Genomic DNA, 24,913 nt, shown 5'->3' on the forward strand with positions numbered 1-24,913 from the left:
TGACTTATCGCAGCAGGGATTGCCATTGACGTGTGGCACTTAAATTGCGGCAGGAGCGCATTAGCTTACTCACCGACATCGAAACAAAGGTGCTGGCGCTGCCGTAGGTAGCCGAAGAGCGTAACTCGGATTGTCTAGCCACAACGACACCAGCTTTGAAAGGGTTCGCACCCTAAATTTAGAGTCTAGAGTGCGAGCAACAAGTGCCTACTCGTATAACGAGATAGTCCCCCTCAATTGCTCCGTAAATCCGTAGATATCATCCACAGAAGCGATTGGATGGCGTGTCTCGTTTTTCTCAGCATCGAAGATGCCTATGTACTTCTGACTACGATTGAAGTGAAGTCGGCAAATCGGCTTGCGGTTGTTGTCATCTAGCAGAACACCGAAGTAGCTTTGAGTATCGCGATGAACGATTCGCTTGGCATCCACAACCGCCCTGACTATTGCCTTGACGATATGGAAGCCCTCCAACTCATCAAGTGTCGTTTGGACTCGATCTTCTCCAGTCTCATCAACCGACTCGCTTTCCGCAGCAGGCTGGACAGCAGCCATAGCATATGAGGGCTCAACAGCCCCGCTCATTGCGGACTTTAGGCGATCATTAACTTGATCACCCAGGAACTGAATTGCCGCCTTCCGGGTTAAGGTAGTGAACTGCTCCCTGACCTTTTGCGTGATGATTCCATCGTATACACGAGTAGCGAAGAACTTCACAAAGTCATCACTAGGCTGACTGAACTGAGTAGCCATCTCTTTCTTGATCTGCCCAACGTACTTAAGTTCGCCCGCAGCGCTGATGATCGAATCAACGTCGAATGCGGACTTGGTCAGCTTCTGAAGTTCAGGTAGAGCATGCTCATCGATGTCCAGAAGGTCCAGCTCCAAGAAGGGTTTCTCATCCATCTTGTTGGGAGCATCGAGGTCAGTGAAGAAGCGGTATACCTGACCGTTGGTGAGGATCGAAATGCGAGCGCTGGTTACGTGGAAATACCGGAAGAGCTGGCTGGCGTGATTGATGTGCAGCGGCTCTCCAATCTTCTTACACTCGATCAGAATCTGGATTTCCCCATTCTTCATGATGGCGTAGTCAATCTTCTCGCCCTTCTTCGTCCCCACATCGCATACGTACTCTGGCGTCACCTCAGAAGGGTCGAAGACATCGTAGCCCAGGACGGAGTTGATGAAGGGCATGACAAAAGCGATCTTGGTCGCCTCTTCCGTCTGGATTGCCGGACCCTGCTGGCGGATTTTGGCTGATAACGCGTTCAGTCGCTCTACGAATTCCATATCTCGCTCCTCGCTCGGATGCCACATCCTAGTAGCAGCCCGCAGTACTGGCAATTGCAAATCACTCTAGGCCAAACACCGACAATCAGCAGATGCGCGAGGGACGCCCAGTACCAGGATCAACCCGATGGAGAAAGCATATTGGAGAGATGGTCGGAGAAAGCTAGAATGCTCGGTAAGATGCACCACTCAGGTTCACCTAAGCACTGCTCCACTTCGAGATTTTGAGCAAGATAAGCCCTTTATAATCAAGGACTTAGAGATAGGTGGCGGCCCCACCAGCCACACCCCGGCACACAATGTCACCGCTGCGGCTGCTCCCTTCCAGGCCTGACCGGGTTCACGGTTGATCGTTGCGGGGGGACCGATGGGGCCACCATAACGCATGCTCATCTGGCGACGAGCCGCGCCATTGTACCGGCCTGAGGCCAAGATACAACCTTTAGTTGATAAAAAATCATCACTACTCAATGACTTGGCGGGTTTCCGGTCACGCACAGGTGGATGAAGTGCAGTTTCGCCACCACCGCCGACGACAGCACGAACGGGTAGAAATCCACCTGCCCCATGCTGCGCGACAGTTCGTTGAGCATGGCCGAGAGCTCGACCCAGGCGTTGATGAAGGCAAGAAAATCCCTGGCGCCCGGATCTTCCGGCCGAAACAGGTCCTGCACCTGGTAAGGCGGATAATCCAGTTCCAGGCTTCGGGCGTTCATGCCCAGGGCCAGGGCGGTGTCCAGCGCATCGGTCATGTGCAGGTAGTGCGCCCAGGTTTCAGCCCAGTCTTCCCAGGGATGCATGGTGGCGTAGGCACTCACGTGAGCCAGTGCCCAGTCGCTCGGCGCACCCTGCTGGTAATGCCGCTCAAGAGCCTCGCTGTAGCTTTCGCGCTCGTCGCCAAACAATTGGCGAAAGCCGTCGAGCCATTCACTATTGGCAACCAGCCGATCCCAGTAGTAATGCCCCACTTCGTGACGCAGGTGGCCAAGCAGCGTTCGGTAAGGCTCATGCAGTTGCACCCTCACCCGTTCGCGCCAGTCGTCATCGGCTTCACGCACATCCAGGGTAATCAGGCCGTTGGCATGGCCAGTGATGGGTGCGTTGCCTTCAAGGTCGATGCCGATGAAGTCGAAGGCAAGCCCGGGGCCCTCGCCTTCGGTCTTGGGCTCGACTGGCAGGCCCAAGTGCAACAGTTGTGCAACGAGACGACGCTTGGCGGTTTCCAGCTTGCGCCAGCGCGGATGGTTTTCAGCAAGGGAAAGATCGGGAATCGTCCGATTCAGGCGGCAGGCCAGACACAGGCTGTGTGGCTCATCGGCCGCCAGCAGCCAGTTGCAGGCTGCGGGAGTATCGAGGTTGGCGCAACGACGCAGGGGGCCGAGCTCCGACTCTCCATCAAGCAGCCAGGCGCCCTCCTCCGCTCCCGGCAACAGACTCGCAACCCGGTTGCTCAGTGGCCAGTAGCCGAGCGCCGACTGACAGGCCAGGCACTGGCTGTTGCGAAAGAACACCGACTGGCCGCACTGACACTGCCAGACGCGGTCCGGACGCTGCGCCTGGCTGGCAAAAGGGGCCGCGATCCGGGCCCCCAACTGCTCGAAAAAACGATACATGCTGATCCTCCTGGCTGCCCGCCAAGACTAGACCATGGGTAACGTTGTGTTTATCGCTGTCAGGCCTCGATGCCATGTTCACCGAGAAACACCACGAACGCATCCTCGTCCAGCACCTTCACGCCAAGGTCATTGGCCTTGACAAGCTTCGATCCTGCACCAGGCCCGGCCACCACGCAGTGCGTCTTGGCTGAAACCGACCCGGCAACCTTGGCGCCGAGGCTCTCGAGCTTGTCCTTGGCAACATCGCGACTCATGCGTTCCAGCGAGCCGGTCAACACCCAGGTCTGTCCAGCCAACGGCAGCCCGGCCGCGACCTTTTTCTCGCTCGACCAGTGCATGCCGAACGCGCGCAACTGCGCTTCGATTGTCAGTGCCAGTTCCACATTGGCAGGCACCTGGAAGAAGGTGCGCACCGCCTCGGCCGGCTTGGCGGCCAGCGCCTGGCGCAAGTCGATGCCATCGGCAGCGATAATCTTTTCCAGGCTATCGAGCTTGGTCACCAGTTTCTCGGCGCCGGTCGGGCCTACCGAAGGGATGTCCAGCTTGGCGATCAGCCCGGCCAGGGTGGTGCTGGCAGCAAACTCGGCCGCCAGCTCGCCTTCATCCTGCAACTCCAGGCCACGCTCGAGCAGTTGCGCGATGACCGTGCGGTTGTGCTCGTCTTCAAAGAAGCTGTGGATCTCGTGGGCGACTTCCAGACCGATATCCGGCAGGTAGGTAAGCACCTGCGGCAACGCTGCCATGACCCGCTGCAGCGAACCCAGTGATCGAGCCAAAACCTTGGCCGTCTCTTCGCCGACATCAGGAATACCCAAGGCATAGATGAAACGTGCCAGGCCAGGCCGCTTGCTGGCCTCGATGGCTGCCAGCAGGTTCTTGCTCGACAGCTCGGCGAAGCCTTCAAGGTCGACGACCTGCTCGAACGTCAGTTGATAAAGATCGGCCGGCGAGCGGATCAGCCCCTCGTCCACCAGTTGCTCGACGCTCTTCTCGCCCAGGCCTTCGATGTCCATCGCCCGCCGCGAAACGTAGTGAATGATGGCTTGCTTGAGCTGTGCGGCGCAGGCCAGGCGGCCAACGCAACGGTACACCGCGCCTTCGCTGACGGTTTCCTTGCCTTTGCTGCGCTTGACCAGTTGCGTGCGCTCGACCTGCGAGCCACACACCGGACATTCGCCAGGGATATGGACTGGACGGGCATCAGCCGGGCGACGCTCGGTGACCACCTGCATGACCTGAGGGATCACATCGCCGGCACGGCGGATGATCACGGTGTCGCCAATCATCAAGCCCAGGCGCGCCACTTCGTCCATGTTGTGCAAGGTGGCATTGGACACCGTGACACCGGCCACCTTGACAGGCTTGAGCCGGGCCACAGGGGTCACCGCCCCCGTACGACCGACCTGGAATTCCACATCCAGCACTTCGGTCAGTTCTTCCATGGCCGGGAACTTGTGGGCGATGGCCCAACGCGGCTCTCGGGCGCGAAAGCCCAGTTCACGCTGAGAGGCCAGGCTGTTGACCTTGAACACCACGCCGTCGATCTCGTACGGCAGGTCATTGCGCCGCTGGCCAATGTCACGGTAGTACTCCAGGCATTCGGCGATACCCGCGGCATGACGAAGCTCACGGCTGATCGGCATGCCCCAGGCCTTGAGCTGCTCCAGGATGCCGATATGGGTATCAGCGATCTGCGCCGACACCTGGCCCAACCCGTAGCAGCAGAACTCCAGCGGTCGGCTGGCGGTAATTTTCGAGTCCAGTTGCCGCAGGCTGCCGGCAGCGGCGTTGCGCGGGTTGGCGAAGGTTTTGCCGCCCATCTCGATCTGCGCCTGGTTCAGGCGCTCGAAACCGGCCTTGGACATGTACACCTCGCCGCGCACCTCAAGCACGGCTGGCCAGCCTTCACCCTGCAGCTTGAGTGGGATGTTGCGCACGGTACGCACGTTGACACTGATGTCTTCACCGGTTGTGCCGTCGCCACGGGTTGCGCCTTGCACCAGTTGGCCGTCGCGGTACAGCAAGCTGACCGCCAGGCCGTCGAGCTTGGGCTCGCAGCTGTAATCGACCGCCGCACCGCCACCAAACAGATCTCCCGCCGGCAGATCCAGGCCCTCGACCACCCGACGGTCGAACTCGCGCAGGTCGTCTTCCTCGAAGGCGTTGCCGAGGCTCAGCATCGGCACTTCGTGACGCACCTGGCTGAACGCCGACAACGCTGCACCGCCAACGCGTTGGGTGGGCGAATCAGCGGTCACCAGTTCCGGGTGCTCGGCCTCCAGGGCCTTGAGTTCGTTGAACAGACGATCGTACTCGGCATCCGGCACGCTGGGTTCGTCGAGCACGTAGTAGCGGTAGTTGTGCTGATCGAGCTCGGCACGCAACTCAAGGATTCGGGATTGGGCAGTCATGTTCGTATTCTCTTGCAAAGCAAAAGAGCAGCCGGGGCTGCTCTTGCGTTTGGGGCTTCATCGCGGGGCAAGCCCGCTCCCACCGGGGGTGATGATTTTAGCGTTTCTGAGTCAGCGCACGACGCTCGAACTCAACGATGCGCTGGCGGTAATGCTCGATGGTCTGGGCAGTCATCACGCTGCGCTGGTCATCCTTGAGCTCGCCGTTGAGCTCGTGGGCCAGCTTGCGTGCGGCAGCCACCATCACGTCAAAGGCCTGCTTCGGATGGCGCGGCCCTGGCAGGCCGAGGAAGAAGCTCACGGCACGGGTGCTGAAGTGATCGATATCGTCCAGGTCGAATACGCCGGGCTTGACCGCGTTGGCCATGGAGAACAGCACCTCGCCGTTACCGGCCATGCTCTCGTGACGGTGGAAGATATCCATTTCGCCGAAGCGCAGGCCACTTTCGAGGATGTTCTGCAGCAGGGCCGGCCCCTTGAAGCCACCTTCGTCACGGGAAATCACACTGATCACCAGCACTTCTTCGACGGGCGGCAGGTCGCGAGCTTCGTTGGCACCGTAGCCGTTGCTGCTACGGGTCTCATCCGGGAAATCGTCGTCAACACTGGCGAACAGGTCAGGCTCGCGCTCACGCGGTTCGGCGGCCAGGTTCAGGTCGCCCTGCTGGGGTTCGTTGCCACGCTTGCGCTTGGAAGCCTTGGGCTTGTTGTCACGCTCGCGGGCAGGCGCACTCATGGACGGCAGGTCATGCTCATCCAGCTCGGGTTCTTTATGGTTGTCCAGCACCCGTGGCGGGCCCAACACTTCTGCACCGCCGCTACTTTCTTCGTCAGGCAGGTTTGAAAAGCTGCGATCCAGACGGAATTTCAGCTTGCCCTTGCCGCCGCGCATACGGCGCCAGCCGTCAAAAAGAATACCGGCAATGACAATGATGCCGATGACGATCAGCCACTCGCGCAGACCGATTTCCATGTAATCCCGTGCCTCTGTAAAAAATGCTGAAAAATAAAGGGTTTAAACCCCTTTAAAACGTGGCGCCAACTCTATGTTCTGACAGGCGTTTTACCCACGCAAAAGATAAGTGACATTAAGCTAGCACGACCAAAGATAACTTTACACCGTCTGTCGCAACTGACAGGCCCATTTACTGCAGGTTCACGCCGTATCCCACAAAATCAGGCGTCGACCATGGCCATTGCCTCTTCTACATCAACTGCAACAAGACGTGAGCAACCCGGTTCATGCATGGTCACGCCCATCAACTGGTCAGCCATCTCCATGGCTATCTTGTTGTGGGTGATGTAGATGAACTGCACAGTCTGACTCATTTCCTTGACCAGCTTGGCATATCGCCCGACGTTGGCATCGTCCAGTGGTGCATCGACTTCATCGAGCATGCAGAACGGTGCCGGGTTGAGTTTGAAAATGGCGAAAACCAGGGCCAGGGCAGTCAGCGCTTTTTCACCACCCGAGAGCAAATGAATGGTGCTGTTCTTCTTGCCCGGCGGCCGCGCCATGATTGTCACCCCTGTATCGAGTAGATCTTCGCCCGTCAGTTCCAAGTAAGCGCTGCCACCACCGAAAACTTTTGGGAAAAGTGCCTGTAATCCGGCATTTATCTGATCAAAGGTATCCTTGAAGCGGTTGCGGGTTTCTTTGTCGATCTTGCGAATGACGTTTTCCAGCGTGTCCAGCGCTTCGACCAGATCGGCATCCTGCGCATCCAGGTAGCGCTTGCGCTCGGACTGTTGCTGGTATTCGTCGATGGCTGCCAGGTTGATCGCACCGAGGCGCTGGATGCGCGCATCAATGCGCTCAAGCTCTTGTTCGGCTTCCTGCTCACTGGCTGCCTCGCCCAAAGTCGTCAGCACACCCTGCAGGTCATATCCGTCGGCCTGCAGTTGCTCATGAAGGGTCTTGCGACGCACGCTCAGGCCCTGCCACTCCAGGCGGTGCTGCTCCAATTGGCCACGCAGCAGTTGGGCCTGCTGCTCGGCCTGGGTCCGGCGTTTTTCCGCATCACGCAGTTCGCGGTCGGCCTCATCCATGTGCAGGCGCGCCTGACGCATTTCTTCGTCGACGCTCATGCGCTTTTCCAGCAGCTCTTCAAGTTTAAGGCGCAGCTCTTCAAGCGGTGCCTCGCCCTCTTCCAGATTGAGCGTGAGTTGCTCGCGCTTTTCGCTCAGGCGCTCCGACTGCAATTCCAAGCGCTCAAGGGCCTGGCGGGTCGAGTCGTACTGCGCCCGCAGCGATCCCAGCCGCACGGCCAGCTGATGACCATGATCCTTGTGCTGACGGGCCTCCTGACGCACCCGATCGAGGCGCTCCCGCAGGCTGTCGCGCTGGGCCAGGAGCAACTCACGTTGCTCGGTGTCCAGGGCCATCAGGTCGAGGGCCTCCTGCAATTGCAGGCGTGATTCACCGAGGTTTTCACTTTCCAATGCACGCTGCTCGTTCAGTTCGAGCAACTCTTCCTCCAGACGCCGACGCCGCAGGCTCACCTGCTCGGCCCGCGCCTCACCGGCCGACAGCCGGGCGTTGAGCTCGCTTTGCTGCCTGGCTTCGTCCTGAGCATGCCGGCGCAGCTGCTCGCGGCGCTCTTCAAGGGCCTGCTGCTGTTCGCGCGACTGCTCAAGCGTGAGGTCGAGCTGCTCAAGCGCAGCCTCTTGCTCCACACGCTCAAGCCCCAGACGCTCGAGCTCCTGACCACGGGCCAGCACGCCACCTTGTGCATCACTGGCACGGTTGACCCGCAAAAAATGCCGACCTATCCAATAGCCATCACGACTGACCAGGCTCTGACCGGCACCGAGGTGGCTGCGCTGGGCCAATGCCTGCTCCAGGTTTTCTACCGGGCGGACCTGCCCCAGCCAGGGGGCCAGATCAACCCGCCCCTCAACTTTTTCCAGCAAGCTGCCTGGCACGCGCGCGCCATCAGCAGAGGCATCAAGCAAACGCAAATCGCCCTGGCTGAACGCCGCGAGGTCGAGCCCGGTGAAATCATCCACCAGCACCGCCTGCAAGTCGGCGCCCAGCACGGTTTCTACCGCCAGTTCCCAACCAGGCTCCACCCGCAGGTCTTCGGCCAGGCGCGGACGCTGATCGAGACCTTGGTCGCGCAACCACTGCGCGGTACCGGAATCCGGGTCCAGGGCCGCCTGTTGCAAAGCCTCAAGTGACGCTAGGCGTCCGCCCAGCCGCTGCAGCTCACCTTGCGCCTGCTGCTGGGCCAGGACGGCCTGCTGCAACTGATCACGCAGGGTTTCAAGCTGTTCGACCACTTGCAGTTCTTGCAGCTGCAGGTCTTCCAGTACCAGCTCGCTGCTGGCCACTTGCTCGGCCAACTCAAGCAAAGCAGCATCTTCAGGGTCGGCATTGAGCTGGTCGCGTTCCTCGCCCAGCTTGCGCTGGCGCTCGAACAGGCGCTCAAGGGCCTGGTCCAGCTGCTGGATTCGCGCCTGCTGCACTTCGGCCTGGCGCCGCGGCTCGGCCGAGCGGGTGTTGAAGCTGTCCCACTGTTCCTGCCAGCCATGCATGGTGGCTTCGGCTTCCTCAAGGGTCGCGGCGGATTCCTCGGCGGCGGCCAAAGTGATTTCCTGCTCGGGCTCGAGCATTTCCAGCTCTTCGCCCAAGGTGGCGAGCATCGTGCGGTCGTGGCCCAGGTGCGACTCGGTCTCCTGGCGGGTACGCTCGGCTTCCTTCAGATCGTCCTGCAACTGGCGCAAGCGTTGCTGGCCGTGCTGAATACTTTGCTCGACCCGGGCGATATCGCCACCGACCGAATAGAAGCGACCTTGAACCTGGCCAAAACGCTCGGACAACTCATGGTGCCCGTCACGCAGGCGCTCGATGCTGGCATCGGCATTGCGCTGCTCGGCCACCAGGGCCTCGAAGGCCACTTCCTGGTCACCAATCACTGCTTCGCGCTGACCTACCTGCTCATCCAGCGCCTGCCAGCGCAACGCCGACAACTGCGCCCTGAGCTGGCGCTCCTCAGCCTTGTACTCCTTGTACTTCTCGGCGGCCTGGGCCTGGCGGTGCAACCGCTCCAGCTGGCGCTCGAGTTCTTCGCGAAGGTCAGTCAGGCGCTCGAGGTTTTCATGGGTGCGGCGGATGCGGTTCTCGGTCTCGCGCCGACGCTCCTTGTATTTGGAGATGCCAGCGGCTTCTTCGATGAAGTTGCGCAGGTCTTCAGGCTTGGCCTCGATCAGCTTGGAGATCATCCCCTGCTCGATGATCGAGTAGCTGCGCGGGCCCAGGCCCGTGCCGAGGAAAATATCGGTGATGTCACGGCGCCGGCATTTGGTGCCGTTGAGGTAATAGGTGTTCTGGGCGTCGCGGGTCACCTTGCGGCGAATGGAGATTTCCGCATAGGCGGCATACTCGCCCACCAGCGTGCTGTCGGAATTGTCGAAGACCAGTTCAATGCTCGCCTGGCTTACCGGCTTGCGACTGGTGGAGCCATTGAAGATGACGTCGGTCATCGACTCGCCACGCAGGTTCTTGGCCGAGCTTTCGCCCATCACCCAGCGCACGGCATCGATGATGTTGGACTTGCCACAACCGTTGGGCCCGACCACCGCCGCCATGTTGCTGGGGAAGTTCACCGTGGTGGGGTCGACGAACGACTTGAACCCGGCCAGGCGAATGCACTTGAGGCGCATGCTCAGGCAGTCGCCAGTGCCGCCAGTACCAGCTCGCAACTGCGCTGGCAGTACTCCGCCAGTACGGTGCGGATGCGCGCCTGGTCGCGAGCGACCACCGCTTCGAGCAGGTTGGCAAACAGCGCCAGAAAATCACTCATCTCGGCCTTGCGCTGGTCCAGGGCGAGGAAATAGGCACGGCTCATGGCCGGTTGCAGATTCTCGACGGTTTCCTGCAGGTAGGGGTTGTTGGCGAACGGGTATGCCGCGCGCATCACCGCAAAACTGTCCTCGACGAAGGCGCGGATGTCCTGGCGCTCCAGGGCCGTGGTCAGGCGCTGCTGAATCTTGAGAAAGGGCGACAGGTCGCCTTCGGTGCGCCAGTTCTGCGCCACGGAATTGCCCAGCAAGGTATAGAGCTCGCCCATCAGGGTGCAGAGACTGCGCACATTGTGCTCGTCGAGCTCGGTCACATGGGCGCCGCGACGCGGCAGGATAGTCACCAGATGACGCCGCTCGAGGATCAATAGAGCCTCGCGCACGGAGCCACGGCTGACATTCAACGCCTGGGTGACCTTTTGCTCCTGGATACGCTCGGCAGGCTTGAGCTCGCCGCGAATGATCCGCTCGGCCAGGTAATGGGCAATTTGCTCGGAGAGGCTGTCCGGCGCCTTGAACGTCATGGTTTTCCTTCAAAATCATTGAACTGTGTACAAGGGGCGAATTGTAGCGCACTTGCCCCAGCGCCGCGCAGGGGCCAGGGCGTAGAAGTTGGCACGAATGGCGCAAAAGATTCGGGGTGGCTACAAGGACTATGCTCTATAGAAGAGCGCTTGTGGCAGGTGGGCAATGGCGTGGAAAATTTCCTGACCCGAAGGTCAGAAAATTGTTGACCTGAAAATCAAGTCTGCTTACAGTCCGCTCAACAACAATAAACCGCGTGTGAGGCCTTCCCGTGATCCAGTTTCTACTCAACCAGGAGCTGCGCAGTGAGCATGCCCTGGACCCCAACCTGACCGTGCTCCAATACCTGCGCGAGCATCTGGGCAAATCCGGTACCAAGGAAGGCTGCGCCAGCGGCGATTGCGGCGCCTGTACCGTGGTGGTCGGCGAATTGAGCCAGGACGATGATGGCCGCGAGCACATTCGCTACCGTAGCCTCAACTCGTGCCTGACCTTCGTTTCGTCGCTGCACGGCAAGCAATTGATCAGCGTCGAAGGTCTCAAGCATCAGGGCGAACTGCACAGTGTGCAGCAGGCCATGGCCGACTGTCATGGCTCCCAGTGCGGCTTCTGCACCCCTGGTTTCGTCATGTCGCTGTTTGCCCTGCAAAAGAACAGCGATGCACCCGATCTGCACAAGGCCCAGGAAGCCCTGGCTGGCAACCTCTGCCGCTGCACCGGCTACCGCCCCATCCTCGCTGCCGCCGAGCAATCGTGCTGCCAGGCCAAGCCTGACCAGTTCGACAATGGCGAAGCCCAGACCATCGCCCGGCTCAAAGCCATCGCACCCAGCGAGACCGGCGAACTCAACAGCGGTGACAAGCGCTGCCTGGTGCCGCTGACCGTGGCCGATCTGGCCGACCTTTATGGCTCTCACCCTGAAGCACGCCTGCTGGCCGGCGGTACCGACCTGGCGCTGGAAGTCACCCAGTTCCACAAGACCCTGCCAGTGATGATCTATGTCGGCAACGTCGCCGAACTCAAGCGCATCGAAACCCGGGACGATCACCTGGAGATCGGCTCAGCCACCCCGCTGACCGACTGCTACGACGCCCTGAGCCGCGAGTACCCCGACTTCGGCGAACTGCTGCACCGTTTTGCTTCCCTGCAGATCCGCAACCAGGGCACCCTGGGCGGCAACATCGGCAACGCCTCGCCCATCGGCGACTCCCCGCCCCTGCTGATTGCGCTCGATGCACAGATCGTCCTGCGCAAGGGCGACAGCACCCGCACCCTGGCGCTGGAAGACTACTTCATCGACTACCGCATCACTGCGCGCCAGGAAAGCGAGTTCATCGAGAAGATCATCGTGCCCCGGGCCAAGGCCGATTGGACATTCCGCGCCTACAAAGTGTCAAAGCGTCTGGATGACGACATTTCTGCGGTGTGCGCCGCCTTCAACCTGCGCATCGAGAACGGCGTAGTCGAGGCTGCACGCATGGCCTTCGGCGGCATGGCGGCGATCCCGAAACGGGCCCGCGCCTGTGAAGCCGCCCTGGTCGGCAAGCCCTGGACCCAGGCCAGCATCGAACGCGCCTGCCAGGCGCTGGCGGAAGACTTCACGCCGCTGTCGGACTTCCGCGCCAGCAAGGAGTACCGCCTGCTCGGTGCCCAGAACCTACTGCGCAAATACTTCATCGAACTGCAAACACCGCACATCGAGACTCGGGTGACCGCTTATGTCTAATCATCACGCCCCCAAAAGCCAGGCCGAAATGGCCGAACTGTTCAGCCAGGGCCTGACCACCGGTGTAGGCGCCAGCATCAAGCACGACAGTGCCGACAAGCATGTGTCGGGTGAAGCGGTGTACATCGATGACCGCCTGGAATTCCCCAACCAGTTGCACGTGTATGCGCGCCTGTCCGACCGCGCCCACGCCCGGGTGCTGAGCATCGACACCAGCCCCTGCTACGCCTTTGAAGGTGTGCGCATTGCTATTACCCACGAAGACGTGCCAGGCCTGAAAGACATCGGCCCGCTGCTGCCCGGTGACCCGCTGCTGGCCATCGACAAGGTCGAGTTCGTCGGCCAGCCAGTGGTCGCGGTTGCCGCCCGTGACCTGGACACCGCTCGCCGCGCTGCCATGGCTGCGATCATCGAGTACGAAGACCTGGAGCCGGTACTGGACGTGGTCGAGGCCCTGCGCAAGAAGCACTTTGTCCTCGACAGCCATACCCACCAGCGCGGTGACTCGGTCAGCGCCCTGGCCAGCGCCCCGCACCGCCTGCAGGGCACCCTGCACATCGGTGGCCAGGAGCACTTCTACCTGGAAACCCAGATCTCTTCGGTAATGCCCACCGAAGACGGCGGGATGATCGTCTACTGCTCCACCCAGAACCCCACCGAAGTGCAGAAACTGGTGGCCGAAGTACTCGACGTGTCGATGAACAAGATCGTCGTCGACATGCGCCGCATGGGCGGCGGCTTTGGCGGCAAGGAAACCCAGGCCGCCAGCCCTGCCTGCCTGTGCGCAGTGATTGCCCACCTCACCGGCCAGCCGACCAAGATGCGCCTGCCGCGGGTCGAAGACATGCTGATGACCGGCAAGCGCCACCCGTTCTACATCGAGTACGACGTCGGTTTCGACGACAGCGGCCGCCTGCACGGGATCAACTTCGACCTGGCCGGCAACTGCGGCTGCTCGCCAGACCTCTCGGCCTCGATCGTCGACCGGGCGATGTTCCACTCCGACAACGCCTACTACCTGGGCGACGCCACCATCCACGGTCACCGCTGCAAGACCAACACGGCCTCCAACACCGCCTACCGAGGCTTTGGCGGCCCGCAAGGCATGGTTGCCATCGAAGAGGTGATGGATCACATTGCCCGTCACCTGGTGCTGGACCCGCTGGCGGTGCGCAAGGTCAACTACTACGGCAAGACCGAGCGCAACGTCACCCACTACTACCAGACCGTCGAGCACAACATGCTCGAGGAAATCACGGCCGAGCTCGAAGCCAGCAGTGACTACCAGCAACGCCGCGAGTCGATCCGCCGCTTCAACGCCAACAGCCCGATCCTTAAAAAAGGCCTGGCGCTGACGCCGGTCAAGTTCGGCATTTCGTTTACCGCCAGCTTCCTCAACCAGGCCGGCGCCTTGGTGCACATCTACACCGACGGCAGTATTCACCTGAACCACGGCGGCACCGAGATGGGCCAGGGCTTGAACACCAAGGTTGCCCAAGTGGTGGCTGAAGTGTTCCAGGTTGATTTTTCGCGCATCCAGATCACCGCCACCAACACCGACAAGGTGCCCAACACCTCGCCGACTGCAGCGTCCAGCGGCGCCGACCTGAACGGCAAGGCGGCCCAGAACGCAGCTGAAATCCTCAAGAAGCGCCTGACCGAATTTGCCGCCCGCCAGTACAAAGTGAGCGAGGAAGACGTCGAATTCCGCAACGGTCATGTGCGCGTGCGCGATGAAATCCTCAGCTTCGAGTCGCTGGTGCAGCAGGCTTACTTCGCCCAGGTGTCACTGTCGAGCACCGGCTTCTACAAGACGCCCAAGATCTACTACGACCGCAGCCAGGCTCGCGGGCGGCCGTTCTACTACTTTGCCTTTGGCGCGGCATGCGCCGAGGTGATCGTCGACACCCTGACCGGCGAGTACAAGATGCTGCGCACCGACATCTTGCATGACGTCGGCGCCTCGCTGAACCCGGTCATCGACATCGGCCAGGTCGAGGGTGGCTTCATCCAGGGCATGGGATGGCTGACCACCGAAGAACTGGTGTGGAACGCCAAGGGCAAGCTGATGACCAACGGCCCGGCCAGCTACAAGATTCCGGCCGTGGCCGATATGCCGATCGACCTGCGGGTCAAGCTGGTGGAGAACCGCAAGAACCCGGAAGACACGGTGTTCCATTCCAAGGCCGTGGGCGAACCGCCGTTCATGCTCGGTATCGCCGCCTGGTGTGCGATCAAGGACGCGGTTGCGAGCCTTGCAGACTACCGCGTGCAACCGAAGATCGATGCGCCTTCTACGCCGGAGCGAGTGCTCTGGGGTTGCGAGCAGATGCGCCAGGCGGTAGCGGCGCAGCAGCCGGCTGCCGAAGTCGAGACCGTGACACCGTAGGCGTCCATCGCGGGGCAAGCCCGCTCCTACCGGTAGGAGCGGGCCTGCTCAACGATGAGGCCCAGACAGGCACCACACAGGTAACTGAATATGCACACCTGGATCAACGCCCTCGCCGACCTGCAAGCCCGCGGCGAACCCTGCGTACTGGTGACCATCATCGAAGAGCGCGGCTCCACCCCGCGCAATGCCGGCTCCAAGATGGTGGTCAGCGCCTCGCAGCTGTTCGACACCATCGGTGGCGGGCACCTGGAATTCAAGGCGATGAAGATCGCCCGGCAGATGCTCGAGGAGCGCCGCGAATCTCCCCATCTGGAGCGCTTCAGCCTCGGCGCCAGCCTGGGGCAGTGCTGCGGCGGCGCCACCGTGCTGCTGTTCGAGCCGATGGGCCAGGTGCAGGCGCAAATCGCGGTATTCGGAGCAGGTCATGTCGGCCGCGCTCTGGTACCCTTGCTCGCCGCGCTGCCCTGCCGGGTACGCTGGATCGATTCGCGCGAGCAGGAGTTTCCCGAGTACATTCCGCAAGGGGTCAGCAAGATTGTCAGCGAAGAGCCGGTCGATGAGGTCGACGACTTGCCCGTCGGCAGTTACTGCATTGTGATGACCCACAACCACCAGCTGGATCTTGAGCTGACCGCTGCGATCCTCAAGCGCAATGATTTTTCCTGGTTCGGCCTGATCGGTTCGAAGACCAAACGGGTCAAGTTCGAGCATCGCCTGCGCGATCGCGGCTTCAGCGAAGAACGCATGCAACGCATGCGTTGCCCGATGGGCCTGGCCGAGGTCAAGGGCAAATTGCCGATCGAGATCGCCGTGTCCATCGCTGCAGAAATCATTGCCACCTACAACGCCAGCTTCGGCCAGCACGACACCGCTGCCAATGCCGGCCCGATTGCCCAATTGCTGCCGCCGTCACGGCGCAGCCAAGCCATATGACGAGAGCCCTATGAGCGCAACCCGCAAAGCCTACCGTGCCGCCATCCTGCACAGCGTCGCCGACCCTGCCGAAGTTGGTATCGAAGCCTCCTACCAGTATTTTGAAGACGGCCTGCTGGTGATCGACGAGGGCAAGATCAGTGCCCTGGGGCACGCCAGTGAACTGCTGCCGACCCTCGCTGCCGATATCGACGTCGAGCACTACCAGGATGCACTGATCACCCCAGGTTTTATCGATACCCATATCCACTTCCCACAGACCGGCATGATCGGTTCGTACGGCGAGCAGTTGCTGGACTGGCTCAACACCTACACTTTCCCGTGCGAAAAACAGTTCGCCGACAAGACCCACGCCGACAAGGTTGCGAAGATCTTCGTCGAGGAACTGCTGCGCAACGGCACCACCACGGCCCTGGTGTTCGGCAGTGTTCACCCCGAGTCGGTGAATGCCTTCTTTGAAGAGGCCCAGCGCCTGGACCTGCGCATGATCGCCGGCAAGGTCATGATGGACCGCAACGCCCCCGACTACCTGACCGACACCGCCGAATCCGGCTACACCGAAAGCAAGGCGCTGATCGAGCGCTGGCATGGCAAGGGTCGCCTGCACTATGCAGTAACACCACGCTTCGCCCCCACCAGTACCCCGGAACAACTGGCCCTGGCCGGTCAATTGCTGGGGGAATTCCCCGACCTGTACATGCACACCCACCTGAGCGAAAACCTCAAGGAGATCGACTGGGTCAAGGAGCTGTTCCCGGAGCGCAAGGGTTACCTGGACGTCTACGACCACTTCAAGCTGCTCGGCGAGCGCTCGGTGTTCGCCCACGGCGTACACCTGTGCGACGAAGAATGCCAGCGTCTGTCGGAAACCGGCTCGGCCGTAGCGTTCTGCCCGACCTCCAACCTGTTCCTGGGCAGCGGCCTGTTCAACCTGCCACAGGCTGAGAAGTTCAAGGTCAAGGTGGGCCTGGGGACGGACGTGGGCGCCGGTACCAGCTTCTCGCTGCTCAACACCCTCAACGAAGCCTACAAGGTCATGCAGCTGCAGGGCGCACGCCTGAGCCCGTTCAAGTCCTTGTACCTGGCCACCTTGGGCGGCGCCCAGGCGCTGTGCCTGGACGACCGGATTGGCAGCCTCAAGCCTGGCAACGATGCTGACTTCGTGGTGCTGGACTACAAGGCCACGCCATTGATGGACTACCGCATCCAGCAATCGAACAGCATCGATGAGACGCTGTTCGTGCTGATGACCCTGGGTGATGACCGCACCGTCAAGCAGACCTTCGCTGCCGGTCGCTGCGTTCACCAACGCTAAGGTTCGCGGAACAACCCCTTGTACACCGCGCCGCCGATCACAGCCCCGATCAGCGGCGCCACCCAGAACAACCACAGCTGCTGCAGCGCCCAACCGCCGACGAACAACGCAGGTCCGGTGCTGCGCGCGGGGTTGACCGAGGTGTTGGTGACCGGAATGGAAATCAGGTGGATCAGGGTCAGGGCAAGGCCGATGGCAATCGGTGCAAAACCTGCCGGGGCTCGACTGTCGGTGGCGCCCATGATGATCAGGATGAACATCGCGGTCATCACCACTTCACTGGCAAAGCCTGCCGCCAGTGAGTAACCGGCCGGTGAATGCTCGGCATAGCCATTGGAGGCAAGGCCTGAGGCCACATCGAAGCCTTCCTTGCCGCTGGCGATGAAATAGATCACGGCAGCGGCGAGGATCGCGCCGATCACCTGGGCGATGATGTAGGGCAGCAGGTCCTTGGCCGGGAATCGACCGCCCACCACCAGGCCAACCGAAACGGCAGGGTTGAGATGACAACCGGAGATATGGCCGATGGCGAACGCCATCGTCAGCACGGTGAGACCGAACGCCATTGCGACCCCCACCAGGCCGATGCCGGCAGGCAGTGACGCTGCCAGCACCGCGCTGCCACAACCACCCAATACCAGCCAGAACGTCCCGATCAGTTCAGCACCCATGCGTTTGCTCAGGGGCATCGACATATACCTGTCCTCAAGTAGTTGAAGTTCTACGCAACGCGTGCAAGCCCAACTGCTTGATGAAGGTTTGCGGTGTGGAGCAGGTGAGAATCTAGCAGAGGCTGGGTGAAGTGCCAGCGGTGTCAAACGCATCGCGGGGCAAGCCCGCTCCCACAGAACGCTGTAGGAGCGAGCTTGCCCCGCGATTCAAATCAGCCTTTGACCGGTACCGAACTGCGCTTCTTGGTTTGCAGCAGGTGCGAGAACACCGCATGCAGGTCATCCGAGGCGCTTTCTTCGTCGAGGTTGAGCTTGCTGTCGATGTGATCCATGTGATGCATCATCAGGCTGACCGCCTGGTTCACATCACGGGCCTCGATGGCGTCGATCAGTTGCATGTGTTCATCGTAGGAGCAGTGCGAGCGGTTGCCGCTTTCGTACTGGGCGATGATCAAGGAGGTTTGCGACACCAGGCTGCGCTGGAAGCTGATCAGGGGCGCATTGCCCGCCGCCTCGGCCAGCTTCAGGTGGAACTCGCCAGAGAGGCGGATGCCGGCGCCGCGATCACCGCGCGAAAAACTGTCGCGTTCTTCACGCACCATCTGGCGCAGTTCATTGAGCTGCTCGGCCGTAGCGTGCTCGACGGCCAGCTCGGTAATGGCACGCTCGACCATGCGGCGCGAGAAAAACACCTGGCGAGCTTCCTCGACCGTAGGGCTGGCCACCACCGCACCGCGGTTGGGCCGCAGCAGCACCACGCTTTCATGGGCCAGGCGCGACAAGGCACGACGAATGATGGTGCGACTGACGCCAAAGATCTCGCCCAGGGCTTCCTCGCTCAACTTGGTACCCGGCGCCAGGCGCTGTTCGAGAATGGCCTCGAAAATGTGCGCGTAGACGATGTCGTCCTGGGTTCCGCTGCGCCCGGCCTTGCCGGTACGCACTGGTTTCTTGAGAGGTTGCAGCTGTTCGTTCATGGGCACTCGAGCACGGGGATCCGCCAGTCGGACCCTGACTTTAATAGCAGCCAGTGGGGCGATGGCAAGTCTTGGTAAGAAAATTAAACGATTAAGGTATGGGCACATTGTACACAGCCGCAGGGATTTCTGCAGTGGATGATGGCCTTTATAGCTGCTCGGCGAAATTATCTGCGCACAACAACAAAAACATTATTTGCATTCTTTGTATACAAACGCATAATCCACCCGTGCAACTTCCTGACTCAGAAGTCAACAAACGGTCCGGTCGCTTGCCATCCCATCCGCCTCACAGAACCCCCTAGTGCGTGCGCAGGACCGGCTCTGAAAAACAAGAAAAGACTTGAGGAGTACACGCTGTGGAAAGCCGCAAATCCGAAGCCCCTACGCTGGATCTTGCCCCACCGCTCGAAACGAGCTGGCTGGAGCGGATTTTCAAACTCAAGCTACATGGCACCACCGTCAAGACCGAGATGATCGCGGGCCTCACCACGTTCATCACCATGGCCTACATCATCTTCGTCAACCCCAACATCATGGCCGATGCCGGCATCGATCACGGAGCGGCGTTCGTCGCCACCTGCATCGCCGCCGCCCTGGGCTGCCTGTTGATGGGCCTGTATGCCAACTGGCCGGTCGGCCTGGCACCCGGCATGGGGCTCAACGCCTTCTTTACCTATACCGTGGTCGGCACCATGGGCTACACCTGGGAAGCTGCACTGGGCGCAGTGTTCGTCTCCGGGGTGTTGTTCATGCTGCTGACTTTGTCGCGGGTGCGTGAATGGCTGCTCAACAGCATTCCCGTGAGCCTGCGTCATGCAATGGGTGCCGGCGTCGGATTGTTCCTCGGACTGATCGGTCTTAAAACAGCGGGTATTGTCGTCGACAGCCCGGCCACCCTGATCAAGCTGGGTTCGCTGCATGAGCCTGGCCCACTGCTGGCAGCCATCTGCTTCTTGATGATTGCCGTGCTCAGCTACCACCGGGTGTTCGGTGCGATCCTGATCAGCATCATCAGCGTCACTCTCGCTGGCTGGGGCCTGGGCCTGGTGGAATACGGCGGGCTGTTCTCGCTGCCACCGAGCCTGGCACCGACCTGGATGGCCATGGACGTGGCGGGGGTGTTCAACGTCAGCATGATCGCCGTGGTATTTGCCTTCCTCTTCGTCCATATGTTCGACACCGCCGGCACGCTGATGGGCGTGGCCCAACGGGCCAACCTGGTGAATGCAGACGGGCGCATCGAGAACCTGTCGCGGGCGCTGAAGGCTGACAGTGCGTCCAGCGTGTTTGGTGCAGTGGTGGGTGTACCGCCGGTCACCAGTTATGTAGAGAGTGCTGCCGGTGTTGCTGCGGGTGGCCGTACGGGCCTGACGGCGGTCGTGGTGGGCCTGTTCTTTGTTGCCGCGATGTTCTTCGCCCCGCTGGCCGGGATGATTCCGGCATACGCGACGGCAGGTGCATTGATCTACGTTGCGATGCTGATGATGGGCAGCATGGCCCACATCAACTGGGACGAGGCGACTGACAGCATCCCGGCGATCGTCACCGCGATCATGATGCCGCTGACCTTCTCGGTCGCCGACGGCATTGCCCTGGGCTTTATTACCTATGTGGTACTCAAGGCCGGTACCGGTCGCTTCAGCGAAATCTCGGCGAGCTTGTGGGTGCTGACCGCGATCTTCATTGCCAAGTTTGTGTTCCTGTAACCGCGCGGCCTGCAACACCCCAAAGCCTCACCTTCGGGTGGGGCTTTTTTATTGCCTGAGGGCCTCTCGCGGGCCGATCCGTTCCTCGCCAGCGGCTACAGATTGCCATGTGGCCGCTGGCGACAGCCTGCAATCGACCGCACAGCGGTCGTGGTTCAAAGCAATTGCTCCTGCCGGCGCGGGCGAGTTCACCCCGCGATCAGGCCCTCAAACTCCAGGCAAAAAAAAGCCCGCCAGTGTGAGCGGGCAAGGACCTACGAAGATTCATCTAGCGACCAACTAGCTTCCGCGATAGGTCGAGTAACTGTACGGCGAGATCAACAGTGGCACGTGGTAGTGATCCTGCTCGGCGCTGATGCCAAAACGCAGTACCACCACGTCAAGAAATGCAGGCTCTGGCAACTTCACGCCACGAGCACGGTAGTAGTCGCCGGCGCTGAACTGCAGCTGGTACACACCGCTGCGGTAGTCGTCGCCTTGCAGCAGCGGCGCGTCGCAACGGCCATCGCTGTTGGTCAGGGTGGTGTTCACCAGTTCCAGCTGCTGGCCTTCGACCCGGTACAGCTCGACTTTGATCGAGCTGCCAGGGCAGCCATGAGCGGCATCCAGTACATGCGTGGTCAAACGTCCCATTGCTTGCTCGCCTCTGTTCTATCTGTGGGCAAAAAATACCCGCAAGCCACCAGGAAGAAGCATGGCAGCTTACGGCTGTCGGATTATTAAGACATTTTTCTGTAAAATTGTACACAATAATTCTGTATTCTTTACCGGCACACCGCTCACCCTCTGTAAATACGCCATCAGTCGAAAAACCACGCCAATCGCCGACGGCAACGTCATTAACTGACCGATCAGGCAGGTTTCTTGCAGGGCTCTCCCAGTGGGGTTTCGGGGTAAAAAGGCAAAGAAATACGAAAAAACAGACTTACAAACCGCAAACAAAGTTGTATACAATCACCTCATCGACGTGGCCGATACCCTACCTCGGGCGCCACGCCCTCCGTTGACACGTATAAGAAGGAAGACTGCAGTGAGCGCTGATTATCCTCGCGACCTGATCGGTTACGGCAATACCCCACCCCATCCGCGCTGGCCGGGGAATGCCCGCATCGCTTTGTCTTTCGTGCTCAATTACGAAGAAGGTGGCGAGCGCAACATTCTTCACGGAGACAAGGAATCGGAAGCCTTTCTCTCGGAAATGGTCGCCGCCCAGCCCCTGCAGGGCGCTCGTAACATGAGCATGGAATCGCTCTACGAATACGGCAGCCGCGCCGGCGTCTGGCGCCTGCTCAAGCTGTTCAAGGACACCGGTGTCCCGCTGACCGTCTTTGCCGTTGCGATGGCCGCCCAGCGTCACCCCGACGTGATCCGTGCCATGGCCGAAGCCGGCCACGAAATCTGCAGCCACGGCTACCGCTGGATCGACTACCAGAACATGGATGAGGCCCAGGAACGCGAGCACATGCTCGAAGCGATCCGCATCCTCACCGAGCTCACCGGCGAGCGTCCAGTAGGCTGGTACACCGGCCGCACCGGCCCGAACACCCGTCGCCTGGTGATGGAGGAAGGCGGCTTCCTCTACGACAGCGACACCTACGACGACGACCTGCCCTACTGGGAACCGAACAACCCGACCGGCAAGCCGCACCTGGTGATCCCATACACCCTGGACACCAACGACATGCGCTTCACCCAGGTTCAGGGCTTCAACTGCGGCGAGCAGTTCTTCCAGTACCTCAAGGACGCTTTCGACGTGCTGTACGAAGAAGGCGCCGAAGCACCGAAGATGCTGTCAATCGGCCTGCACTGCCGCCTCGTCGGCCGCCCGGCCCGCCTGGCTGCACTCAAGCGCTTCGTCGAATACGCCAAGAGCCATGATCAGGTCTGGTTCGCCCGGCGCGTGGACATCGCCCGTCACTGGCATGCCACCCACCCCTACAAAGCCGAGAACGCCTAATGACCGCTTTCAAGACCCTCAAGCCTTCGTCCCTGGAACGCGCTGCGTTTGTCGAAGCCTTTGCCGACATCTACGAACACTCGCCCTGGGTTGCCGAAAAGGCCTACGACCTGGGCCAGCTGCAGGAAGTCGACCAGATCGAAGCCCTGCACCAGCGCATGAGCGACATCCTGCTCAGCGCCGAGCATAACGCCCAACTGGCACTGATCAACGCTCACCCGGACCTCGCTGGCAAGGCCGCGATCCAGGGTGAGTTGACCGAATCGAGCACCAATGAACAGGCTGGCGCTGGTATCCACCAGTGCACCGCCGAGGAGTTCGAGCGCTTTACCGAACTCAACGACGCCTACAAAGCAAAGTTCAAGTTCCCGTTCATCATGGCAGTTAAAGGCAGCAACCGGCACCAGATCCTCGCCGCGTTCGAAAAACGCATCCACAACTCGGTCGAGGCCGAGTTCAAGGAAGCGCTGGCACAGATCAACCTGATTGCCCTGTTCCGCCTGCTGCAACTTTAAGGGACGCCGATGCCCGTGGGCCCGAGTGCGCGACATGAGCGTACCCAGGGCCCCGGCAATTAAAGCGACACCCTCCACAACACAGAATAAAGAGAATCCGCATGCGCACTTTAGTGATTGAGCCATTGACCAAAGAAGCCTTCGCCCCTTTCGGTGACGTGATCGAAACCGACGGTAGCGACCACTTCATGATCAACAACGGTTCGACCATGCGCTTCCACAAGCTGGCGACGGTCGAGACCGCCCAGCCCGAGGACAACGCGATCATCAGCATTTTCCGCGCCGACGCGCAGGACATGCCACTGACCGTTCGCATGCTGGAGCGCCATCCGCTGGGCAGCCAGGCTTTCATTCCGCTGCTCGGCAACCCCTTTCTGATCGTGGTCGCGCCAGTTGGCGATGCACCTGTATCGGGCCTTGTCCGCGCCTTCCGCAGCAATGGAAGGCAGGGCATCAATTACCATCGCGGCGTCTGGCACCATCCGGTGCTGACGATCGAAAAGCGGGATGACTTCCTGGTGGTTGATCGCAGTGGCACTGGCAACAACTGCGATGAGCATTTTTTCAATGAGGATGAGCAACTGATCCTCGCCCCCCACCAATAAGAGAAGACCTGAGCATCCGGCGACAGGATGCCAGGGTAGAGGTAAAGACTGTGGAAGCACATCTGTTGGAATGGCTGAATCTGAGCGTGCGTTGGGTTCACATGATCACTGGCGTGGCCTGGATTGGCGCGTCGTTCTATTTCGTCTGGCTGGAGAACAACCTCAACCGCGCCAATCCGCGCGACGGACTTTCCGGTGATCTCTGGGCGATTCACGGTGGCGGGATCTACCACCTGGAGAAGTACAAGCTGGCTCCGCCAAAAATGCCGGAGAACCTGCACTGGTTCAAATGGGAAGCCTATTTCACCTGGATGTCGGGTATTGCCCTGCTGTGCCTGGTGTTCTACTGGAACCCGACCCTGTACCTGCTGGCCCCTGGCAGCACCCTTTCGGGTGGTGAAGGCATCGCCATCGGCGTTGGCTCGCTGATCGCTGGCTGGTTCATCTACGACTTCCTCTGCGACTCGCCCCTGGGCAAGCGCCCTGCCCTGCTGGGCCTGGTGCTGTTCGTGCTGGTCATTGCTGCCTGCTACGGCTTCAGCCAGGTGTTCAGCGGTCGTGGTGCCTACCTGCACACCGGCGCAATCATCGGCACCATCATGGTCGGTAACGTGTTCCGCACCATCATGCCAGCCCAGCGCCAGCTGGTGGCCGCCATCGAAGCCAACCAGACGCCTGATCCGGTACTGCCGGCCAAGGGCCTGCTGCGCTCGCGGCACAACAACTACTTCACCCTGCCGGTGCTGTTCATCATGATCAGCAACCACTTCCCGAGCACGTACGGCAGCCAGTACAACTGGCTGATCCTGGCCGGTATCGCAGTGGCTGCAGTGTTGGTTCGTCACTACTTCAACACCCGTCATGACAGCAACAAGTATGCCTGGACCCTGCCAGTCGGTGCCCTGTCGATGATCTGCCTGGCCTACGTCACTGGCCCTGCGCCGATGCCAACCGCCCCTGAGCAAGCCGCAGCCAAGGTCGAGTACCAGCCGCTGCCGGAAACCGCTCTGGGTGGCAAGACCGCCGCCGAAAAATCGGCAGAGAAAGCCGCCGAACCGGCCCAGGCTGCTACCCCAGCCGAAGCCCCGGCAGCCACCGTTGCCAAGCTCGACGACGCCGGTTTCGACAAGATCCACAGCGTCATCCAGGAACGTTGCGCCGTGTGCCATTCGGCCAAGCCGACCAGCCCGCTGTTCAGCGCCGCACCTGCCGGTGTGATGCTCGACACCCCGCAACAGATCCAGCAACAGGCTGCGCGCATCCAGGCGCAGGCCGTCACCACGCAGATCATGCCACTGGGCAACATCACTCAGATGACCCAGCAGGAACGTGAACTGATTGGTGCCTGGATCGCCAAAGGCGCGCCGACCAACTGAGGTTGCGCCACGCTTCAAGCTGTAAGTGACAAGCAAGAACGCTGCAAGCCAAGCGCCACGTGATGCTTCTACCCGAAGCCTGGCGCTTGAAG

Annotated in this window: 18 protein-coding genes and 1 other RNA gene; 9 read left to right on the plus strand and 10 right to left on the minus strand. The window is 60.7% G+C overall.

The window, feature by feature from the left end:
- Positions 1–207 precede the first annotated feature (207 nt).
- From H621_RS0121820 to H621_RS0121845, 7 genes are all read right to left on the minus strand, one after another.
- A complete protein-coding gene (locus tag H621_RS0121820) occupies positions 208–1,290 on the minus strand; it encodes a type I restriction endonuclease (protein WP_028945403.1) in 1,083 nt (360 codons plus the stop codon).
- Between the two features lie 273 nt (positions 1,291–1,563).
- An RNA gene (gene ffs / locus H621_RS28275) (signal recognition particle sRNA small type) lies at positions 1,564–1,660 on the minus strand.
- A gap of 97 nt (positions 1,661–1,757) precedes the next feature.
- The gene (locus tag H621_RS0121825; RefSeq protein ID WP_028945404.1) at positions 1,758–2,903 is read right to left on the minus strand and encodes a zinc-binding metallopeptidase family protein; all 1,146 of its coding nucleotides are present in this window, start codon (positions 2,901–2,903) and stop codon (positions 1,758–1,760) included.
- 59 nt (positions 2,904–2,962) lie between these two features.
- Positions 2,963–5,317 (minus strand): NAD-dependent DNA ligase LigA, encoded by a 2,355-nt coding sequence (gene ligA, locus H621_RS0121830; RefSeq protein ID WP_028945405.1) that lies wholly within the window; start codon positions 5,315–5,317, stop codon positions 2,963–2,965.
- Positions 5,318–5,414: 97 nt separating this feature from the next.
- The gene (zipA, locus tag H621_RS0121835; RefSeq protein ID WP_028945406.1) at positions 5,415–6,290 is read right to left on the minus strand and encodes a cell division protein ZipA; all 876 of its coding nucleotides are present in this window, start codon (positions 6,288–6,290) and stop codon (positions 5,415–5,417) included.
- A 203-nt stretch (positions 6,291–6,493) separates the two neighbouring features.
- Complete coding sequence (gene smc / locus H621_RS0121840; RefSeq protein WP_028945407.1) at positions 6,494–9,982, minus strand: chromosome segregation protein SMC; 3,489 nt, start codon at positions 9,980–9,982, stop codon at positions 6,494–6,496.
- Between the two features lie 2 nt (positions 9,983–9,984).
- Entirely contained in the window at positions 9,985–10,644 is a 660-nt protein-coding gene (locus tag H621_RS0121845; RefSeq protein WP_028945408.1) for a GntR family transcriptional regulator, read from the minus strand.
- Positions 10,645–10,916: 272 nt separating this feature from the next.
- Between H621_RS0121845 and xdhA the strand changes: the two genes are divergently transcribed.
- The 4 genes from xdhA to guaD all read left to right on the plus strand — a co-directional run bounded on the left by xdhA (position 10,917) and on the right by guaD (position 17,011).
- Entirely contained in the window at positions 10,917–12,371 is a 1,455-nt protein-coding gene (xdhA, locus tag H621_RS0121850; protein WP_028945409.1) for a xanthine dehydrogenase small subunit, read from the plus strand.
- Positions 12,364–14,760 carry a xanthine dehydrogenase molybdopterin binding subunit gene (xdhB, locus tag H621_RS0121855; RefSeq protein WP_028945410.1) on the plus strand — a complete coding sequence of 799 codons (2,397 nt, stop codon included), beginning with the start codon at positions 12,364–12,366 and terminating at the stop codon, positions 14,758–14,760. The genes xdhA and xdhB overlap by 8 nt, the downstream gene beginning before the upstream one ends.
- 90 nt (positions 14,761–14,850) lie before the next feature.
- Complete coding sequence (gene xdhC, locus H621_RS0121860) at positions 14,851–15,696, plus strand: xanthine dehydrogenase accessory protein XdhC (protein ID WP_028945411.1); 846 nt, start codon at positions 14,851–14,853, stop codon at positions 15,694–15,696.
- Between the two features lie 10 nt (positions 15,697–15,706).
- Positions 15,707–17,011: a guanine deaminase gene (gene guaD, locus H621_RS0121865; protein WP_028945412.1), complete on the plus strand. Its 1,305-nt coding sequence runs from the start codon at positions 15,707–15,709 to the stop codon at positions 17,009–17,011.
- Here the strand turns inward: guaD and aqpZ are convergent.
- Together aqpZ and H621_RS0121875 are read right to left on the minus strand one after the other, a co-directional pair.
- On the minus strand, positions 17,008–17,706 hold the full coding sequence (aqpZ, locus tag H621_RS0121870; RefSeq protein WP_028945413.1) for an aquaporin Z: 699 nt from the start codon (positions 17,704–17,706) through the stop codon (positions 17,008–17,010). The two genes, guaD and aqpZ, sit on opposite strands and share 4 nt — an antisense overlap.
- A 188-nt stretch (positions 17,707–17,894) precedes the next feature.
- Positions 17,895–18,659, minus strand: coding sequence for a GntR family transcriptional regulator (locus tag H621_RS0121875; RefSeq protein WP_028945414.1), 765 nt, complete (start codon positions 18,657–18,659; stop codon positions 17,895–17,897).
- 359 nt (positions 18,660–19,018) lie between these two features.
- Between H621_RS0121875 and H621_RS0121880 the strand changes: the two genes are divergently transcribed.
- Complete coding sequence (locus H621_RS0121880; RefSeq protein ID WP_028945415.1) at positions 19,019–20,368, plus strand: NCS2 family permease; 1,350 nt, start codon at positions 19,019–19,021, stop codon at positions 20,366–20,368.
- A 279-nt stretch (positions 20,369–20,647) separates the two neighbouring features.
- Here H621_RS0121880 and uraH read toward each other — a convergent pair whose 3' ends face one another.
- Positions 20,648–21,001, minus strand: coding sequence for a hydroxyisourate hydrolase (gene uraH / locus H621_RS0121885; RefSeq protein WP_028945416.1), 354 nt, complete (start codon positions 20,999–21,001; stop codon positions 20,648–20,650).
- 397 nt (positions 21,002–21,398) lie between these two features.
- On the opposite strand from uraH, the gene puuE reads away from it, so the two are divergent.
- The 4 genes from puuE to H621_RS0121905 all read left to right on the plus strand — a co-directional run bounded on the left by puuE (position 21,399) and on the right by H621_RS0121905 (position 24,821).
- On the plus strand, positions 21,399–22,325 hold the full coding sequence (gene puuE, locus H621_RS0121890) for an allantoinase PuuE (protein WP_028945417.1): 927 nt from the start codon (positions 21,399–21,401) through the stop codon (positions 22,323–22,325).
- Entirely contained in the window at positions 22,325–22,840 is a 516-nt protein-coding gene (gene uraD, locus H621_RS0121895) for a 2-oxo-4-hydroxy-4-carboxy-5-ureidoimidazoline decarboxylase (protein ID WP_028945418.1), read from the plus strand. Before puuE ends, uraD begins: the two co-directional genes overlap by 1 nt.
- Positions 22,841–22,941: 101 nt before the next feature.
- Positions 22,942–23,445, plus strand: a complete 504-nt coding sequence (locus tag H621_RS0121900; RefSeq protein ID WP_028945419.1) for an ureidoglycolate lyase — start codon at positions 22,942–22,944, stop codon at positions 23,443–23,445.
- Positions 23,446–23,495: 50 nt separating this feature from the next.
- Positions 23,496–24,821 carry a urate hydroxylase PuuD gene (locus H621_RS0121905; protein ID WP_028945420.1) on the plus strand — a complete coding sequence of 442 codons (1,326 nt, stop codon included), beginning with the start codon at positions 23,496–23,498 and terminating at the stop codon, positions 24,819–24,821.
- Positions 24,822–24,913 lie beyond the last annotated feature (92 nt).

The sequence above is a fragment of the Pseudomonas vranovensis DSM 16006 genome (genome assembly GCF_000425805.1).
Lineage (GTDB): Bacteria > Pseudomonadota > Gammaproteobacteria > Pseudomonadales > Pseudomonadaceae > Aquipseudomonas > Aquipseudomonas vranovensis.

What these genes read in the sequence shown, in the direction of transcription:
- H621_RS0121820 (WP_028945403.1), bottom strand. Translation starts at nt 1,290, where the DNA reads ATGGAATTCGTAGAGCGACTGAACGCGTTATCAGCCAAAATCCGCCAG.
- H621_RS0121825 (WP_028945404.1), bottom strand. Translation starts at nt 2,903, where the DNA reads ATGTATCGTTTTTTCGAGCAGTTGGGGGCCCGGATCGCGGCCCCTTTT.
- xdhB (WP_028945410.1), top strand. Translation starts at nt 12,364, where the DNA reads ATGTCTAATCATCACGCCCCCAAAAGCCAGGCCGAAATGGCCGAACTG.
- uraD (WP_028945418.1), top strand. Translation starts at nt 22,325, where the DNA reads ATGACCGCTTTCAAGACCCTCAAGCCTTCGTCCCTGGAACGCGCTGCG.
- guaD (WP_028945412.1), top strand. Translation starts at nt 15,707, where the DNA reads ATGAGCGCAACCCGCAAAGCCTACCGTGCCGCCATCCTGCACAGCGTC.
- H621_RS0121875 (WP_028945414.1), bottom strand. Translation starts at nt 18,659, where the DNA reads ATGAACGAACAGCTGCAACCTCTCAAGAAACCAGTGCGTACCGGCAAG.
- zipA (WP_028945406.1), bottom strand. Translation starts at nt 6,290, where the DNA reads ATGGAAATCGGTCTGCGCGAGTGGCTGATCGTCATCGGCATCATTGTC.
- ligA (WP_028945405.1), bottom strand. Translation starts at nt 5,317, where the DNA reads ATGACTGCCCAATCCCGAATCCTTGAGTTGCGTGCCGAGCTCGATCAG.
- H621_RS0121845 (WP_028945408.1), bottom strand. Translation starts at nt 10,644, where the DNA reads ATGACGTTCAAGGCGCCGGACAGCCTCTCCGAGCAAATTGCCCATTAC.
- aqpZ (WP_028945413.1), bottom strand. Translation starts at nt 17,706, where the DNA reads ATGTCGATGCCCCTGAGCAAACGCATGGGTGCTGAACTGATCGGGACG.
- H621_RS0121900 (WP_028945419.1), top strand. Translation starts at nt 22,942, where the DNA reads ATGCGCACTTTAGTGATTGAGCCATTGACCAAAGAAGCCTTCGCCCCT.
- smc (WP_028945407.1), bottom strand. Translation starts at nt 9,982, where the DNA reads ATGCGCCTCAAGTGCATTCGCCTGGCCGGGTTCAAGTCGTTCGTCGAC.
- uraH (WP_028945416.1), bottom strand. Translation starts at nt 21,001, where the DNA reads ATGGGACGTTTGACCACGCATGTACTGGATGCCGCTCATGGCTGCCCT.
- xdhC (WP_028945411.1), top strand. Translation starts at nt 14,851, where the DNA reads ATGCACACCTGGATCAACGCCCTCGCCGACCTGCAAGCCCGCGGCGAA.